This is a genomic window from Citrobacter sp. NCU1, assembly GCF_010231475.1.
GTDB lineage: Bacteria > Pseudomonadota > Gammaproteobacteria > Enterobacterales > Enterobacteriaceae > Citrobacter_D.
Genome location: NZ_NRDO01000069.1, coordinates 47,627 through 65,436 on the forward strand (window position 1 = coordinate 47,627; position 17,810 = coordinate 65,436).

Below are 17,810 nucleotides of genomic sequence, written 5' to 3' on the forward strand. Positions count from 1 at the left end.
GGATTACGCTGGCCATCGTGACATTACACCCGGTCGATCACTGCTGCGCTTTCGCCGCGAGTTTGTCTAACAATTTTTGATGGATCCCACCGAATCCACCGTTGCTCATCACCAGAATATGGTCGCCTGGCTGGGCGGTTTTCACCACCATATCCGCCAATGTATCCACATCGGCATGCCAGTGAGCAGGCTGTACACACGCTTCTGCGACTTCCGCGACTTGCCACGGAATATGTTGCGGTTGCAGCAGGAACACTTCATCCGCGCGTCCTAACGACGGCGCCAGATCGTCTTTGCAGACGCCCATCTTCATGGTGTTCGAACGCGGTTCCAGTACGGCGATGATCCGCGCAGTGCCGCCCACTTTACCGCGCAGGGCGGCAAGGGTCGCGAGAATGGCCGTTGGATGATGCGCAAAATCATCATACACCGTTACGCCATTGGCCTGCCCGCGCAGTTCCAGACGGCGACGCGCATTGACAAACGATCCCAGCGCGTTAGCCGCATCAGCAGGCAGCACGCCCACGTGACGTGCGGCGGCAATCGCCATCAGCCCGTTGTGCATGTTGTGTTCGCCGACCAGCGCCCACTTCACTTCACCGACTTTCTCACCGTCCAGCCACACTTCCCACTCAGACGCTTCGGTGTTCAGTTTCTTCGCCTGCCAGTGGCCCTGCTCGCCGACCAGTTCCTGTTCACTCCAGCATCCCATCGCCATCGTCTGCTTCAGGTTGATGTCGTTTTCAGGCCAGATGATCTTCCCTTGTCCCGGAACGATACGCACCAGATGGTGGAACTGTTTCTGGATCGCTTTCAGATCGTCAAAGATATCCGCGTGGTCAAACTCAAGGTTATTCAGGATCAGCGTACGTGGGCAGTAGTGAACGAACTTGGAGCGTTTGTCGAAGAACGCGCAGTCGTACTCGTCAGCTTCGATGACGAAGAATTCGCTCTCGCCCAGACGCGCGGAGACCTCAAAGTTGCCCGGCACGCCACCAATCACAAAACCCGGTTTGTAACCGCAAAAGTCCAGAATCCAGGTCGCCATCCCCGCCGTGGTGGTTTTGCCGTGCGTTCCCGCAACCGCCAGCACCCAACGGTCGCGCAGAACAAAATCATGCAGCCACTGTGGGCCAGACATGAAGGGAATGTTTTTTTCCAGCACCGCCTCAACGCACGGATTACCACGGGTCATGGCATTGCCAATGATGACCAGATCCGGCTGTGGGTCGAGCTGGCTGGCATCATACCCTTGAATCAGAGAGATCCCCTGCTTCTCAAGTAAGGTACTCATCGGCGGATACACATTGGCGTCCGAACCCGTTACTTCATGACCGAGCGAGCGCGCCAGCATCGCCAGACCGCCCATGAAAGTGCCACAAATTCCCAAAATATGAATGCGCATACGTCACTATCCTTTTTTAATCTGGGAGCCATTTTACGCACATGTTATGCGACTGAGAAATGTATTTCAGGCGAATCTGTAGTTTGCTGGCGCGATTCACTTGAGCGCAACCCACGTAATATTTGTTAAGATTGCTGCGGTCGCTTTACTCCACATAGATTGCAGGGAAAGTGTTATGAAAACGTTAGGTGAATTTATTGTCGAAAAGCAGCACGAGTTTTCTCATGCTACGGGTGAACTCACTGCTTTGCTGTCGGCGATAAAGCTGGGCGCCAAGATCATCCACCGCGATATCAACAAGGCCGGACTGGTCGATATCCTGGGTGCCAGCGGTGCTGAGAACGTACAGGGCGAGGTTCAACAAAAACTCGACCTGTTCGCGAACGAAAAACTGAAAGCAGCACTGAAGGCGCGGGATATTGTTGCTGGTATCGCCTCTGAAGAAGAAGATGAAATTGTCGTCTTTGAAGGGTGTGAACACGCGAAGTATGTTGTCCTGATGGACCCTCTGGATGGCTCTTCTAACATCGATGTGAACGTCTCTGTCGGTACGATCTTCTCCATTTACCGCCGTGTTACGCCTGTAGGCACACCGGTTACCGAAGAAGATTTCCTGCAACCCGGTAACAAGCAAGTGGCGGCGGGTTATGTCGTTTACGGCTCCTCAACCATGCTGGTCTATACCACCGGTTGCGGCGTACATGCCTTCACCTATGATCCCTCTCTCGGCGTTTTCTGCCTCAGCCAGGAACGTATGCGTTTTCCGGCAAAAGGAAGCACCTATTCCATTAACGAAGGCAACTACATTCGCTTCCCGATGGGTGTGAAGAAATACATCAAATTCTGCCAGGAAGAAGACAAGCCAACACAGCGCCCGTACACCTCGCGTTATATTGGTTCCCTGGTGGCGGATTTCCATCGTAACCTGCTCAAAGGCGGGATCTACCTCTACCCAAGCACCGCCAGCCACCCGGACGGGAAACTGCGCCTGCTGTACGAATGCAACCCAATGGCTTTCCTGGCTGAGCAAGCCGGCGGCAAGGCCAGTGATGGCAAAGAGCGCATTCTGGATATCACCCCGGAAAGCCTGCACCAGCGTCGTTCGTTCTTCGTGGGTAACAACCATATGGTTGAAGACGTCGAACGTTTTATCCGTGAGTTCCCGGACGCGTAATTCCTGTCATTGAAAAGGCCCGATGGCGCTTCGCTTATCGGGCCTGTCTCTGATGTCGAACTGTTGCATTAGCGCCGCCCGGCGCGTTATGGCTTCGTCGCCACGCGCGTTACCACCGCATTCTGCCGATTCTCCCACAACACCGTCAGCGCTCGTTGTAGCGCAATAAAAATAAACAACAAAATACCGATGGCGATTTTCGTCCACCAGGAACTGAGCGTCCCGTCAAAGTTAATGTAGGTTTGAATCAGCCCCTGAATGGCCACGCCGAAGAGTGTGCCTAACACCGTCCCCACGCCGCCGCTCAGCAGCGTACCGCCGATCACCACCGAGGCGATAGCGTCCAGCTCGACGCCAACCCCCGCCAGCGCGTAACCGGCCTGGGTATAGAGAGAGAACACAATGCCAGCAAGCGTCGCCAGTCCGGTCGAGAGCATATAGATGCGAATGGTGGTACTGCGCGTTGAAATCCCCATCAGGTTCGCAGACGTCGCACTCCCGCCGATGGCGTACACCTGATTCCCAAACCGCGTACGATGAGCCAGAAAGATCCCTATCACCACCACCGCCAGCATCAGTAACCCCATCGCGCTCAGACGACCGCCCCCGGGAATTTTCCACGCCAGACTCGAGAGCGTGTCATACACGGGATGGTTGATTGGAATCGACTCTTCAGACACCAGATAGCTGACGCCGCGCAAGAAGAACATCCCCGCGAGGGTAATGATAAACGCCGGGATCTTCAGCGCATCAATCAGCAACCCCATGAATGCCCCAAACGCACAGCCCATCACCAGCACCAGCGGAAAAGCCAACAGCGGCGAAATCCCCCAGTCACCGATGGCTTTCGCCAAAAACACACCGGTGAAGGCGATCACCGAGCCGACGGAGAGATCGATCCCACCGGAGAGGATCACAAAGGTCATCCCGACGGCGATAATCCCTAAGAAGGCGTTATCGGTCAGGATGTTGCAGATCACCCGCGTGGAGGCGAAACCGGGAAACTGTGTCAGGCACCAGAGGTAACCCAGTACAAAAACCCCGAGGGTGATCATTAACGGTAAATTACGTTTTATCATGACCACGCACTCCTTTTATCACACTGATAAAGCGCTGAGACTGCACAATCAGCACGCACAATACGACGATGGCTTTAACGACCTGGTTCATCTCTGGCGGAAAGCCAGACAGTAAAATCCCGGTATTCATCCCCTGGATAATCAACGCGCCTATCACCGAGAGCAGCAGATTAAACCGCCCCCCCATCAGCGATCCGCCGCCAATGACTACCGCCAGAATGGCATCCAGTTCCAGCCATAATCCGGCGTTATTAGCGTCAGCGCCGCGAATGTCGGCGGTAACGATGATACCGGCGATGGCGGCGCACACGCCGCTCAGCACATAGGTGAGCATGACAATAATCCGCGTGTTTACCCCGGCATTTTTGGCGGCCCGGATGTTGATCCCCACGGCTTCAATAAACATCCCCAGCGCAGTTTTGCGGGTTAACAGCCAGAACAACACCAACGTGCACACGGCGATAATGACCGGCGTCGGCAACAGCAGCAGCGAGCCGCTGCCAAACCACGAGAGAGCCGGTACATTGAAGGTCACGATCTGTCCGGAGGTGATCAGTTGCGCGACCCCGCGCCCGGCGACCATCAGAATTAGCGTCGCGACAAACGGCTGGATTTTAAGGATCGCCACCAGAATACCGTTCCACAACCCCGCCAGAACCCCCGTCCCCAACGCTGCAAGCAGAACGACGGGTAAGCTGTGCCCGGCGACCGTCATGGCGGCAGTGGTCGCCCCGGCTATCGCCATCACCGCCCCGACAGAAAGATCGATGCCCCCGGTGGCAATCACCAGCGTCATACCAATCGCCAACAGCGCCACAGGGGCGGCGCGGTTCAGAATATCAATCGGGCTACCGAAGAGTCGGCCATCCTGCAATATCACCTGCCAGAAGTGTGGTGCCACCACGCTATCGACCAGTAGCACCAAGGCTAACGCGACCAGTTGCGGCATCCCCGTCGACCAGCGAAAGCGTTTTTTCGGCGGGGTAGAATGAGGGAGAGATTGAGGCATCACCATGATCTCCTTAGGCCGCAATGGCGTTCATGATCGCCGGTACGGACAGTTCTGCCAGAGGGATCTCCGCCACGTGTTTGCGATCGCGCATGATAATGACGCGATCCGCATACCCCACCAGCTCTTCCAGTTCGGATGAAATCACCAACAACGCCAGACCGTCTGCGCACAGCGTTTCGATCAGGCGGATGATCTCCGCATGTGCGCCAACGTCGATACCGCGCGTGGGTTCATCGAGGATCAGAAACTGCGGTTTGGTCAGTAGCCAGCGCGACAACAGCACTTTTTGCTGATTGCCGCCGGAAAGAAATTCAATCGGTTGATCGGCGCTCGGGGTGCGAATACCCAACTGGCGAATAAAGCGTTCGGCAATGTCATTTTGCTCTTTGCGGGGAATCGGTCGTAGCCAGCCACGCTGCGCCTGTAACGCCAGAACAATATTTTCCCGGACGCTGGCGGCGGCAATAATGCCATCTGTTTTCCTGTCCTCCGGGCAGAAACCGATCCCCAGACACGACGCCTGGTGCGGCGAGCGCAGCGTTTGCTGTTTGCCTTTGAACATCGCGCTGCCGCTGTCTGCGGGTTTGATCCCAAAGATCACCTCTGCGGTTTCCGTACGCCCTGAACCTAAAAGTCCCGCCAGACCGACGATCTCGCCTGGGCGAACTTCCAGATCAAAGGGGGCGATGGTCCCCTTTTTGCCATAGTGTTTAAATACCGCCACCGGTTTGTCACTCAGCAGGGTTCTTCCCGCCCGCTGCAAAGCATGAGTATCTAACTCACGCCCCAGCATCATTTTCACCAGTTCGATCTGCGGGAGTTCGCGCGTTTCACGACAACCGACAAAGCTGCCATTACGCAAGACGGTGATCCGATCGCTGACCTGGTACACCTGGTCGAGAAAATGTGTCACGAAGATCAGGCTGACGCCGCGATCGCGCAGATGGCGCATCAACCCAAACAACATCTCAACTTCCTGGGTATCCAGACTGGCGGTGGGTTCATCAAGGATCAGGACCTTCGCAGAAAGATCGATGGCCCGGCAAATCGCCACAATCTGCTGCATCGCCACCGAAAAGCGGTTGAGCGGCTCGCGCACATCAAGGGAAAATCCATAAGAGGCCATCAACTCGGTGGCGCGCCTTTCCATCTCTTTGCGTCGCAGCAGGCCAAAACGCCGGGGTTCGCGTCCGATAAACAGGTTATCCGCCACCGACATGTTCGGCAGCAGATTCACTTCCTGATAGACCGTACCAATACCCAGTTGCTGGGCATGAGCCGTATTCTTAGGCGAGATAGCCTGGCCTTCCAGCCAGATAGTGCCGCGTTCGGCATGATACACACCGGTCAACGCCTTGATAAGCGTCGATTTCCCGGCGCCGTTTTCCCCCAGCAGCGCCATAATTTCGCCACGACGCAGACTAAAATCGACATTATCCAGCGCTTTGACGCCGGGAAAAAATTTGCTTAATCCCTCTGTACGGAGGATTTCCTGATGTTGTTCGGTGGTCATGGTATTCCTCCGGTACACAGCGCGGCGCCCCGTAGGCCTGGTTCAGCTGGGTTTGTAGGCCGGATAAGACGCTGTGCGTCGCCATCCGGCATTTCAACGCCTGATGGCGCTGCGCTTATCAGGCCTACAGAGAGTGCGCGAACTCAATAACCCATATTTTTCTTCTTCTCTAACTCTTCTTTGGCGGTATCCGGCAGGTAGAGAACCGATTTAGTCACGGTCAGCTTCTCTGGCATGGTGCCGTCTTTCTTATATTTCTCCAGCGCGTCAAACGCAGGCCCCGCCATGTTCGGCGTCAGTTCAACGCTGGCGTTCGCTTCTCCGTCAATCATCGCTTTATAGATATCCGGAACCCCGTCGATAGATCCGGTAAGAATGTCTTTGCCTGGCTTCAGACCGGCTTCTTTAATTGCCTGAATCGCGCCGATCACCATGTCATCGTTGTGGGCGTATACCATGCAGATGTTCTTGCCGTTGTTTTCCGCCTTGATAAAGCTTTCCATCACCTCTTTACCTTTACTGCGGGTAAAGTCGCCAGACTGCGAGCGAATGATTTTGATGTTTGGCGCTTTGGCGATGGCTTCCGCAAACCCTTTCTTGCGGTCTATCGCCACGCTGGCGCCGACCGTCCCCTGCAGTTCAACCACGTTACACGGCTTGCCGTTCACCTCTTTAATCAGCCAGTCGCCAATCAGTTGCCCTTCCAGCACATTGTTGGCGGTGACGGTGGTCATATAGAGAGATTTGTCTTTGACATCAATGGAACGATCAAGCAGAAACACGGGTATCCCGGCATCTTTGACTTCTTTCAACACCGGTTCCCAGCCCGTTGCCACAACCGGCGCGATGAAAATCGCATCCACGCCCTGGGCGACAAATGAACGCACCGCTTTAATTTGGTTTTCTTGTTTTTGCTGGCCATCGGCGATTTTTAGCGTAACGCCGCGTTTCTGAGCTTCACTCTTCGCCACGTTTGTTTCAGCGGCGCGCCAGCCGGATTCAGAGCCGACCTGCGAAAATCCTACGGTTAAAGGGGCGGCCATCGCCATAGACGACATAGCTGCCGAAACTGCTGTAACTAAAAGTAAGCGCTTCCACATAAGTGCGTCCTCGTCGGGTGAGTTATCGTTGATTAACAAACAGTCGCGGAAAAACTATAGACAATCGAACATGCAACGAATTGCGTTGCATCACACTTCAAAAAAGTAAATAAAACGTTAATCACAAGTTTGTAATCGCTTCCATTCACTTATGAAAAATGCAGCTGTGGTTATGGATTTTTCTGTCATGTAAATGCGCTAAAAACAGCGAAGGGGCGTGGACGAATACGAAAACAAGCGAAGACTTTCGCCACGAGTTGGCTATAATACTTGCCACTAGTTTGCCATACATTTTAAAGGAAACAGACATGAGCTTACTCAACGTCCCAGCGGGTAAAGACCTGCCTGAAGATATCTACGTTGTTATCGAGATCCCGGCAAATGCCGATCCGATCAAATACGAAATTGACAAAGAGAGCGGCGCACTGTTCGTTGACCGTTTCATGTCTACCGCGATGTTCTATCCGTGCAACTATGGTTACATCAACCACACCCTGTCCCTGGACGGTGATCCGGTAGACGTTCTGGTCCCGACTCCGTACCCGCTGCAGCCGGGTTCTGTCGTTCGTTGCCGTCCGGTTGGCGTTCTGAAAATGACCGACGAAGCCGGTGAAGATGCGAAACTGGTTGCGGTACCGCACACCAAACTGAGCAAAGAATACGATCACATCAAAGATGTGACCGATCTGCCGGAACTGCTGAAAGCGCAAATCACTCACTTCTTCGAGCACTACAAAGACCTCGAAAAAGGCAAGTGGGTTAAAGTTGACGGTTGGGACAACGCAGAAGCAGCGAAAGCTGAAATCGTGGCTTCCTTCGAGCGCGCTGCGAAGAAGTAATTCTTACCGCGAATATCAAGCCCCGCATGTCGGGGCTTTTTTTATGCCAGAGATAACTGGCTGCTTTTTTGTGATATCCGCCACCTGACATTGAGAACATTCCCATATCATTGTTAACCATAAACGTATCGAAATATAATCAAGCCTATCATATATAGTGGGGATTATTGATTCACCTTTATCATTACTTACATACTGTTATGATCTTCATTGGTTGTTATTTATTATTCAGGACTCGCCATACCATCTAACTCTGGAATATAAAAAGGTGTGATAATCACCACTAGTTATATTATTTCATGGCAGCGAGTTAAGTATATTACGAATTCAAACGTAACAATTTTTCATACTGACACATTTCATTTTTTGTCGATAAAACAAATACATTACATTAAAATTTCGTTTTTAGAGTGTTTTGTCAATACATTTCTGACCGTCGTGTTCATGAGCGTAATACATGCTAAGTTTCTATCTTCAGAACATAAAAATGGGTTACATAAAGGCGTTTGACTGTTACGGCCACGACAGCAAATGGCAGTATCTTTGTATTATGACATTCCAGATTGTCTGGTTTTTGTTTTACTTATGGCTCCCTTATAAAAGCGATTTTGCCCTTCTTATTTTTTTGTTCTTCTTTCTGCCTGTTATCTCAAGCAATACCCGTTGCCTCAACTATTACGGCTATTCGCGAGCGTTATGCCTGATATGGCTCATTGCACCGTACATCATGTTGTTCATCCCTTTATTTTTAAGAAAGCGCCCGGTCGGGAAAGAAGGTTAAACGGCCCATGTGGAGTGTCTGCAGCAAGTCAGCGTAAAAAAACTACGCCACCCGAAGGTGGCGCATTCATCTTAATACTGGTCTTTATCTAACCAGTTACCGCTTTCAATCAACGTTAAACCGTCAACCGAACGTTGGTACCCATACATCCATGCACTTCCGTACGGCGTCTGGATCAACTGACGTGCGTATTCACCGCCCCTGGTGCGCAAGGCATCAAGCTCGGCCAGCGTAGCATTATCAATACGATAAACTTCACCGTGTACCGTCCCGTTTCCCGGAACTGCGCCTGGATAGTGGCCCAGGCTATACAACTGGTAATTATCGATACTGTAGTTGCCCAGCAACTGGGCGTTGGTCATCCAGTGGCTGTTGCCCTGTTTGCGTCGTAAACTGCCGTAGACAAATATTCGCATTGCTAAAACTCGAACTGATAGAGCAAATCCAGTGCCTGATCTACGCCAGACACCGCTTCCAGATATAGCTTGGGCATCAGACGATAACGTAGCGTGAGTGTCGCTAAAGAGTCAAATATACCCACACCATATTTCACCTGTAGACCTGGCAGTACATACCCGCTGACCACAACCTGGGATGAGTCACCCACCCCTTGTGTGTCCAGCGCCAGATTGCTTACGCCAAATGTCTCCCCGATTTTACCCACAACCTGACCACTTTGTGCAACCCCCAGACCAATAAGCATCGATGTCATCGCTGCGCTGTCGTTCTGTTCGCTGTCCAGCCCCTGACCGCGCAACAAATAAGAGAGCGCTTCTTGTTGGGACATCGCCGGGTCAGAGAAGATCTCCGCCTTCGGTTCATCCGCTGTCCCGGTAACACGCACACCGGCTATCACATCGTTTTCGGTCGCCTCTGGATTACGGATGGCTTCGATGTTGAGCAACGGCTGATCCGGAGGACCCGAGAACAACAGTTCGCCTTTGCGCACAATCAAATCCTGACCATAGGCGTGGAAGCGGCCTTCTGGAATGTTGATCTGCCCGTTCAGCCCCAGACCTTGCTTGTCCTGTGCCACTTTCAGATCGCCAGTCAGTCGCGCTTTCAGCCCGAAAGCACTCATACGCACGTTATTACCGACATGGATAGTCAGGTTGCTATTGATCGGAATCGAGGCGCTCTGCGGGTTCTCTGGCTGCAGATTATTGTTGAGCATCACCTCATCGCTGGAGACGCCCACCGCACTTTCCGGCAGATCATGAACGACAATGCGCGCCCACGGCACATCCACCCGACCATCGAGGGTGAACAGACTCGGCGTCGCCTCAAACACCACATCAGGCGAGACATCAAGGCGCACCATCGGCGGTACGGTGATCCGTACCCGGCTGCCTTTCGCCGCGACACGCGCACGCCAGTTGTCTATCTGGCTCCAGTCAGCATCGCCGCTCAGGTTTATTTGCCCTTGCTGCGTACTCACCACCCCTGCAAGCGTTGAACGCGTCCCGTTGAAGTTCATCGAAAGCTGGCTTGGCTGCATATCAAACGGCATAAAGTTCCCGTCGACATCCAGACCGCTGAGCTGCAATCGGCCAAACATTTGCGGGCTTTGCACATCACCGCCTAAACGCAGATTGGCATTCAACATTCCCGCCGCTTTCTCACCCCGCAAGAAAATGGGGTTCACCATCGCCAGATTGAAATTACGAATATTGACGTTGCCGCCAAGATTGCGTCGTCCCTGTGGGTCGGTCACTTGCAGTTGCCCGTCTAACTGACCGTTGTTGGTCAGGCGAATCAACCACCCCAGCTCCGCGCGATTGTTGTGGAGATCGGCAGTCAGGTTCAGCGTTTCAAACGCGACCGGCAGCGGCGCGTCGTTGACGGTCTGCGTCACCTTCACATTACGGCCGTTGAGCGTAATCTGCCCCTGAGGTAATCCTTCTTTGGTGGTGTCCCAGGACACATCGGCCTTGCCGCTAAATACGCCGCTGGCCTGGGTGGTCTCCGGCATAAACGCTTTCAGCATCGCGAGATCAAAACGGTTAAGGTTGACCACCGCCCGCCCTTCTGCGCCCGCATCAATGGTTTGCGGTACGCACAGTTCGGCATTCGGATTCGTCCAGCAGTGCGGTCCAATACTGACTTTCTGTTCCTGATTGCGATAGTCCAGCGCGATGGCGCGGTTCAGAGACCACGGGCCAACCGGCGTCTGAAAGCGTGTATTACTGAGAGCGCCTTTCCAGCGTTCTTCCTTACGGTCAAAGCTTCCCGCCAGATCGAGCTGTCCGGAGACCGGCTCCCCCTGAATCCGCAGTTGCAGTTCATGTTGCTTTTCACTGCCTTTGGCATTCAGCGTTACCAGATTGATATTGACGTCAGGCTGCACGATTCGCTCAACGCGAACGTTGAGGTTTCCGGCGATCTGGTCGGTCGATTTGACATCGCCCTCGACTCGAACCTGCGCCACCGACAGTTCCTGCCAGCGCAGACCGCGTGCCGTGATATCCGCCAGCAGTTGCGGCGCGTCAACAGTACCGCGTACTTTCACTAAACCTTTTGCCGTCCCGCCCAGCCCCGGCAGCGCATTGTCGAGCTCCGGCGCGTCGATGGTGGCGTCAAGATTGAGATCTTTTACCCCCAGCTCCCCTTTCACATCCGCGCTGTTCGGCCCCAGCTCCAGATGCAGTCCCGGAATGATCCACTGTAGGTAGCTGTTCCCCTTCAGTGAACCGTTTACGTTAAGTTTGTTCTGCTTCACGTTACCGGTCAGTTTGAGTTCTGGTACTTCCATCTGCCAGGTTCCACCGTACAGGCTGCCCCGGGTTTTAATCAATCCATTGATCTTAGATGGCCAGTCGGGGATCTCTTTTGCCGTATTGATGCCATCCAGCGTCAGTTCGCCGCGCCAGCTAATGGCCTGCTGCCAGTCAAGCAACGCCTTCAGTTCGGTTTTACCTTCCAGCGCCGCGACGGTGAGTTTATCGAGGTTGATCTGCTGTTCGTTACCTTTCGCATCCAGGGTAATGGTGGCCGAAGGGAGCTCCTGCCCCTTCACTGCCGTACGCATCGACAACGTATAGTCGGTCATCTTGCCGGTGAGCTTGAGTTTAAGATCGTCTGCCTGGAACTGCTTGTCGCCGGTAAACGGCCAGGAAAGTTGCTGGCTGACGATCTCCAGATTGAGCGGTAATCCCGCTTCCCCCAGACGTGTCTGGCCACGCAGCACCATATCGACCGGACCAGAAAGATTAACGCCCAGCTCCAGTTGCTCGCGCAGCGCGCCCCCCACTTTCAGCTTCACCTTTTCGCCTTTGAGCGGGTCGATATTCAGCGTGCTGTTAAGGGTGAAGTCTACCGGCCAGCTATCGCTCAGTTGCGCGCTGCCGGTGGCATTGACACTCCCCTGGCTGGAGTCGATATCCAGCGCATCCAGCTTCATGTTGCCATCGATACTGCTCACCTTCAGCAGCATAGTGTGAACCGTCAGATCGGTATCACCGGTAATACGCAACTGCTCGCCGCGAAATTCTTCGATGTTAAGATTGAGCGGCAAATGCACATCGGTCATTTCCGGCAGCACTGGTCTGGAGAACAGATCTTTCAGTGTCTCGCCCAACGGTTTTTCATTTGGCTGCGGGTTCTGGATCTTCGGATCAACCACCTCTTCCTTCGCGACGTCCGCCACCTTTGGCAAGGCGATGAGCAGCCCCTGAAGCGATGTCGGTTTCAGGGTCAGGGTTTTCTCCTGCCAGTTCAGACCGGAGGTAAAATCCAGTACCGAAACCGTCGTGTCATCAATTTTGAGGTTGATGTTATTAAGCGCCACGCGTGAAAGCGTGATCGGGTAAGGCGTAGAAAGGTTCAGCGGACCGCTGTCCTCTTCTTCTGCCACGGCTTCAGACGGCGGCATTTTTTTACTGTCGATGGCAACGCGAATGTCTTTCAGCGACAGATCGTTAACGCACAGGCTACTGTTCCACAGACAGTCGAGTTTGACGGCCAGATGCACCTCGCCCGCATTCACCGCCACGCCGGGCTGCTCATAGCGAATGTTCTTTAGCGACAGATCACGCCAGCCTCCCGTGACCTGACCAATCTCCAGCCCCGGCACCCAACGATTCGCCGCATTGAAGATCAGATGCAGCCCTGTCGTGGTCCCCACCAGAAACGCCACGGTTCCCAACAGCAGCAGAATAAAAACCAGTACGCCGAGGCTTATTTTCTTCCATAGACTCATAATTCTGGCCCCAGACCGATGTAAAACTGCATACCATTTTCTTCTTTATCGCCGACAGGAGCCGCGATATCGAGCTTGATTGGCCCGACGGGAGATTGCCAGCGTACGCCCACACCTGCGCCCGTTTTGAAGTCGCTTCTGCGAATATCGCTGACCGCTTCGCCGCTATCAACGAACACCGCGCCCCACCATTTTCCGGTGACATTGTATTGGTACTCCAGCGAGCCGGTCGCCAGTTTCGAGGCCCCTTTCAGGTCGCCGTTGCTATCTTCTGGCGAGATAGATTTGTATTTATAGCCACGAATACTGCGATCGCCCCCGGCGAAGAAACGCAAATCCGGCGGCACTTTGTCAAAATCACCCGTTTCTATCCATCCCAGATTGCCGCGCATCACAAAGCGATGGCGATCATACAGGGTGCGTATCCAGACGTTTTGCAACTGAAACACCGAGAAATCCACATCGGAACCCCAGGCGGTATTCGAATAATCAATAGAATAGCGCTGTGAATCCCCCCACGTCGGCATCAACCCACCGCGTGAGCGCGTTCTGCTTATCATCACCCCAGGATACAGCAGCATGGTGGTATTGGTGACTTCCCCTTGGGTAAAGTGGTCGAGGCTCCAGCGCAGATTAATGGCGCGCTGCCAGCCGCTGGAAAGATCCCAATACCGGGAGACGGCGAGCGTGGTGGAGTCTGATTCGGTATCGTTGAGATCCGTACGCTTAAAGCCGCCCTGCACCAGATAATATTGCTCCAGCGGGTTCTTCAGCAGCGGCATTTTATAACTGAAATCCAGCACCTGTTCCGGCGCTGAAATACTGGTGCTGGTCGTCAGGCTGTGGCCGTAAGAGTTCATCCACGGTTTTTTCCACGTGGCTTTCAGGCGCGGCCCAACGTCGGTCGAATAGCCCACACCGGTTTCAATGGTGTTTTCTACGCGCGGCGACACAACGCCTTTCAGCGGCAGGACTTTCGTTTTACGGGCTTTATCGAACTCAGGCGCGACGACCACCGAGTTAAACCATCCGGTGGCTGAAAGACGGCGGTTAAGCTCCGCCAAATCTTTCGACTGGTACTCATCACCTTCTTTAAACGGCACCAGATGCTGCAGATATTCGTCACGAATCTGCGAACCTTCAAACGTGACATGTCCGAAGCGGTAACGTTCGCCACTATCATAGTCGATGTCCCAGAACGCCTGATGACGGTCAAGCGCAATGCCCAACTGGCTCTTATTAAATTCGCTGTCGAAATACCCTTTACGCAGCGCGACGCTGGTTAACGACTTTTTGAAGTTGTCATAGTCACTGTGATCCAGCACGGTTCCCAGCGCCGGCCGCGTTTTCAACAAGGCCAGATAATCTTTATCGGTCCGCGCGCCGCCGCGTAAAATGACCTCAGTGCCGCCAATCAACACTGGCTGACCCGGCGTGACTTTGGCAATCAATACCTGACGCCCTTTCGCCGGAGGCGGACGTAAATCAAATTCAATGGTCGGCTCATAATAGCCCAGCGCTTTTAACCCTTCGCGGATAGCATCATCAACGCGCGCGCGAAAACGCCGGTCTGGCGTGACTTCATCACCCTGAATCGTCGACAGTTGGGCACGGACGTTTTTTTCCAGCGCTCCCGATAAGCCTTCAACCTGTAGACGGACATTCGCGGCGACGGCAGAGCCACTTAAGCACAGCAAGCCGACCCAACATAACTGACGGATATGTGGCACATTTTCTCCTGAATATCCTTTTTTCCTACCCCTGGAAAAAGAACGCTACACCATCCAATGGCTTAACAAAAATTCAACAATAAAGATTGAAAAACAGACAACAACCCAAATATTTCTTATGTTTACTTTAGACACATTCACAATAGTTATTGTGTGCAAAGAAGCGTCTTGTTACAACCTTAAACCAAATGACAGTTTTTGGGAGGACTGCACCATGAGCATATTTGATAAAAAGCATTTGGTTACTCAAGCAGATGCTTTACCCGGACGCAATACCCCGATGCCGGTAGCCACTCTGCATGCGGTAAACGCACACTCTATGACAAATGTGCCTGAAGGGATGGAAATTGCCCTCTTTGCCATGGGCTGTTTTTGGGGCGTTGAGCGTTTATTCTGGCAATTACCGGGGGTATATAGCACGGCGGCGGGGTATACCGGCGGCTATACGCCAAATCCCACCTATCGGGAAGTCTGCTCCGGGCAAACCGGTCATGCCGAAGCCGTCCGGGTGGTCTACGATCCCACAGTTATCCGCTATGAGCAGTTGCTACAGGTCTTTTGGGAGAACCACGACCCGGCGCAGGGTATGCGTCAGGGCAACGATCAGGGAACCCAGTACCGTTCCGCCATCTATCCACTGACGCCGGAACAGGACGCCGCCGCCCACGCCAGTCTGGAACGTTTTCAGGCGGCGATGATCGCAGCCAATGACGATCGCCGCATCACTACCGAGATTAGCCGCGCCACCCCGTTTTACTACGCCGAGGATGACCACCAGCAGTATCTGCACAAAAATCCCTACGGCTACTGCGGCATTGGCGGAATTGGGGTATGCCTGCCGCCAGAGGCATGATGTTTTGACGCCGCCCTGCCGCACCTGATGATCCGACGCGAATCAGGACGCCGGAACTGTCGAAATCTGACCCTCTGGCAGCATTACAGTACCTTACGCTATACTAGCGACTGAAATTACCGGCTCACTTCCTTCGGGCCGGTTTTCAATGTGTATTTCATATGGATTTATACTCTATGGATTTCGGGTTGCAGGAAGGCGGCAAACTCGTGAATCCCCGGGAGCATAGATAACTATGTGACCGGGGTGAATGAGTGCGGCCAACGCACCCGCAGCCTGAAAGACGACGAGTATCAACTCCCTTCCGAGGATCTGGCATAACGCCGGATAAGATATGTTAAACAGTATTTTAATCATTCTCTGCTTGATCGCTGTGAGTGCGTTCTTCTCGATATCCGAGATCTCGCTTGCCGCCTCACGTAAAATTAAACTTAAGTTGTTGGCTGATGAAGGCAACATCAACGCGCAGCGCGTTTTGAAAATGCAGGAAAACCCGGGGATGTTCTTTACCGTGGTGCAAATTGGTCTGAACGCGGTCGCCATTCTCGGCGGTATCGTGGGCGACGCCGCATTTTCTCCGGCATTTCATTCACTGTTCTCTACTTACTTCTCGGCGGAACTTTCCGAGCAACTGAGCTTTATTCTCTCTTTCTCACTGGTCACCGGTCTGTTTATTTTGTTCGCGGATTTAACCCCGAAACGCATCGGTATGATTGCGCCGGAAGCTGTTGCTTTGCGTATCATCAACCCGATGCGCTTCTGCCTGTTCGTGTTTCGCCCGCTGGTGTGGTTCTTCAACGGTCTGGCGAACATGATTTTTCGCATCTTCAAATTGCCGATGGTACGTAAAGACGACATTACCTCTGATGATATCTATGCCGTTGTCGAAGCCGGTGCATTAGCAGGCGTACTGCGTAAACAGGAACATGAATTGATTGAAAACGTGTTCGAACTGGAATCTCGCACCGTGCCCTCTTCCATGACCTCGCGTGAAAACGTGATCTGGTTTGATCTGCATGAAGACGAACAGAGTCTGAAAAACAAAGTGGCGGAGCATCCGCACTCGAAATTTTTGGTTTGTAACGAAGACATCGACCACATCATTGGCTACGTTGACTCAAAAGATCTGCTCAACCGCGTACTGGCGAACCAGAGCATGGCGCTAAACAGCGGCGTCCAGATCCGCAATACGCTCATCGTTCCGGACACATTAACCCTCTCTGAAGCGCTGGAAAGCTTCAAAACCGCGGGCGAAGATTTTGCCGTGATCATGAATGAGTACGCGTTGGTGGTGGGTATTATCACCCTCAATGATGTGATGACGACATTAATGGGCGACCTGGTGGGTCAGGGTCTGGAAGAACAGATTGTCGCGCGTGATGAGAATTCCTGGCTGATTGATGGCGGTACGCCTATCGACGACGTTATGCGCGTGCTGGATATCGACGAATTTCCACAGTCGGGTAACTACGAAACCATTGGCGGCTTTATGATGTTTATGCTGCGAAAAATCCCGAAACGTACCGACTCGGTGAAGTTTTCCGGCTACAAGTTTGAAGTGGTGGATATCGATAACTACCGTATCGATCAGCTGCTGGTCACGCGACTCGGCACGAAACCCACGACGCTGGCGCCGAAACTGCCCGATGCCAAAGAAGAGAGCGCGGCATAAACTGCGCGCCTTAGAAACATCAACGGCTCCTGTTTCAGGAGCCGTTTTTTTATACTGCTTTAACTATCGCATAGCACTTCGGTTAAGCCATCTCAGTTTGCAGACGCATAACCTGACGGTTAACTTCGGACATCACAGAAAAATGCTGTTTGTCCTTCACTTTTGGGACAAGAATCTTACCTTTATCAAACTCAAAAGCGCCGACATCCTTGATATATAACCGTCCACGAAACAGGATCTTCACGTACTTCGCCACCTGCAGCGGGTTGTACCGTTGGAAAATTTTCATTTTGTCTCCTGCTGAGCATTACGCCTTTGCGGTGCCACAATCAGCCCAACTGTTCTAAGGCGCAAATTTTAATGCCATATGACTATAGACTATCTCGACAATGTTTCCAGCGTGTATAAGTTTATTTACCTTTCCATTACACTTATTCAGAATTATCTTTTCACT

Annotated in this window: 13 protein-coding genes; 4 read left to right on the top strand and 9 right to left on the bottom strand. The window is 53.0% G+C overall.

Annotation, left to right across the window (positions count from 1 at the left end; genetic code table 11):
• Positions 1–37: 37 nt before the first annotated feature.
• Positions 38–1,405 (bottom strand): UDP-N-acetylmuramate:L-alanyl-gamma-D-glutamyl-meso-diaminopimelate ligase, encoded by a 1,368-nt coding sequence (gene mpl, locus CJP72_RS19535; protein ID WP_162382983.1) that lies wholly within the window; start codon positions 1,403–1,405, stop codon positions 38–40.
• A 175-nt stretch (positions 1,406–1,580) separates the two neighbouring features.
• Between mpl and fbp the strand changes: the two genes are divergently transcribed.
• Positions 1,581–2,579 (top strand): class 1 fructose-bisphosphatase, encoded by a 999-nt coding sequence (fbp, locus tag CJP72_RS19540; RefSeq protein WP_162382984.1) that lies wholly within the window; start codon positions 1,581–1,583, stop codon positions 2,577–2,579.
• Between the two features lie 86 nt (positions 2,580–2,665).
• Here fbp and yjfF read toward each other — a convergent pair whose 3' ends face one another.
• The 4 genes from yjfF to ytfQ all read right to left on the bottom strand — a co-directional run bounded on the left by yjfF (position 2,666) and on the right by ytfQ (position 7,283).
• Positions 2,666–3,658 carry a galactofuranose ABC transporter, permease protein YjfF gene (yjfF, locus tag CJP72_RS19545; protein ID WP_162382985.1) on the bottom strand — a complete coding sequence of 331 codons (993 nt, stop codon included), beginning with the start codon at positions 3,656–3,658 and terminating at the stop codon, positions 2,666–2,668.
• Positions 3,645–4,667 carry a galactofuranose ABC transporter, ATP-binding protein YtfT gene (ytfT, locus tag CJP72_RS19550; RefSeq protein WP_162382986.1) on the bottom strand — a complete coding sequence of 341 codons (1,023 nt, stop codon included), beginning with the start codon at positions 4,665–4,667 and terminating at the stop codon, positions 3,645–3,647. Before ytfT ends, yjfF begins: the two co-directional genes overlap by 14 nt.
• 13 nt (positions 4,668–4,680) lie before the next feature.
• Positions 4,681–6,183: a galactofuranose ABC transporter, ATP-binding protein YtfR gene (gene ytfR, locus CJP72_RS19555; RefSeq protein WP_162382987.1), complete on the bottom strand. Its 1,503-nt coding sequence runs from the start codon at positions 6,181–6,183 to the stop codon at positions 4,681–4,683.
• 143 nt (positions 6,184–6,326) lie between these two features.
• Positions 6,327–7,283, bottom strand: coding sequence for a galactofuranose ABC transporter substrate-binding protein YtfQ (ytfQ, locus tag CJP72_RS19560; RefSeq protein ID WP_162382988.1), 957 nt, complete (start codon positions 7,281–7,283; stop codon positions 6,327–6,329).
• Between the two features lie 308 nt (positions 7,284–7,591).
• Between ytfQ and ppa the strand changes: the two genes are divergently transcribed.
• Positions 7,592–8,122 (top strand): inorganic diphosphatase, encoded by a 531-nt coding sequence (gene ppa, locus CJP72_RS19565; RefSeq protein WP_162382989.1) that lies wholly within the window; start codon positions 7,592–7,594, stop codon positions 8,120–8,122.
• 852 nt (positions 8,123–8,974) lie between these two features.
• Here ppa and CJP72_RS19570 read toward each other — a convergent pair.
• From CJP72_RS19570 to tamA, 3 genes are read right to left on the bottom strand one after another with little or no spacing between them, the layout of a single operon-like run.
• Positions 8,975–9,319 carry a gamma-glutamylcyclotransferase family protein gene (locus tag CJP72_RS19570; RefSeq protein ID WP_162382990.1) on the bottom strand — a complete coding sequence of 115 codons (345 nt, stop codon included), beginning with the start codon at positions 9,317–9,319 and terminating at the stop codon, positions 8,975–8,977.
• A gap of 2 nt (positions 9,320–9,321) precedes the next feature.
• On the bottom strand, positions 9,322–13,101 hold the full coding sequence (tamB, locus tag CJP72_RS19575) for an autotransporter assembly complex protein TamB (RefSeq protein WP_162382991.1): 3,780 nt from the start codon (positions 13,099–13,101) through the stop codon (positions 9,322–9,324).
• Entirely contained in the window at positions 13,098–14,831 is a 1,734-nt protein-coding gene (gene tamA / locus CJP72_RS19580) for an autotransporter assembly complex protein TamA (RefSeq protein WP_162382992.1), read from the bottom strand. The genes tamB and tamA overlap by 4 nt, the downstream gene beginning before the upstream one ends.
• A 214-nt stretch (positions 14,832–15,045) precedes the next feature.
• Between tamA and msrA the strand changes: the two genes are divergently transcribed.
• Together msrA and CJP72_RS19590 are read left to right on the top strand one after the other, a co-directional pair.
• A complete protein-coding gene (gene msrA, locus CJP72_RS19585) occupies positions 15,046–15,684 on the top strand; it encodes a peptide-methionine (S)-S-oxide reductase MsrA (protein WP_162382993.1) in 639 nt (212 codons plus the stop codon).
• A gap of 334 nt (positions 15,685–16,018) precedes the next feature.
• Complete coding sequence (locus CJP72_RS19590) at positions 16,019–17,356, top strand: hemolysin family protein (RefSeq protein WP_162382994.1); 1,338 nt, start codon at positions 16,019–16,021, stop codon at positions 17,354–17,356.
• Positions 17,357–17,438: 82 nt separating this feature from the next.
• Here the strand turns inward: CJP72_RS19590 and CJP72_RS19595 are convergent, their stop codons facing one another.
• Positions 17,439–17,645, bottom strand: a complete 207-nt coding sequence (locus tag CJP72_RS19595; protein WP_032616223.1) for a DUF1107 domain-containing protein — start codon at positions 17,643–17,645, stop codon at positions 17,439–17,441.
• Between the last annotated feature and the right edge of the window lie 165 nt (positions 17,646–17,810).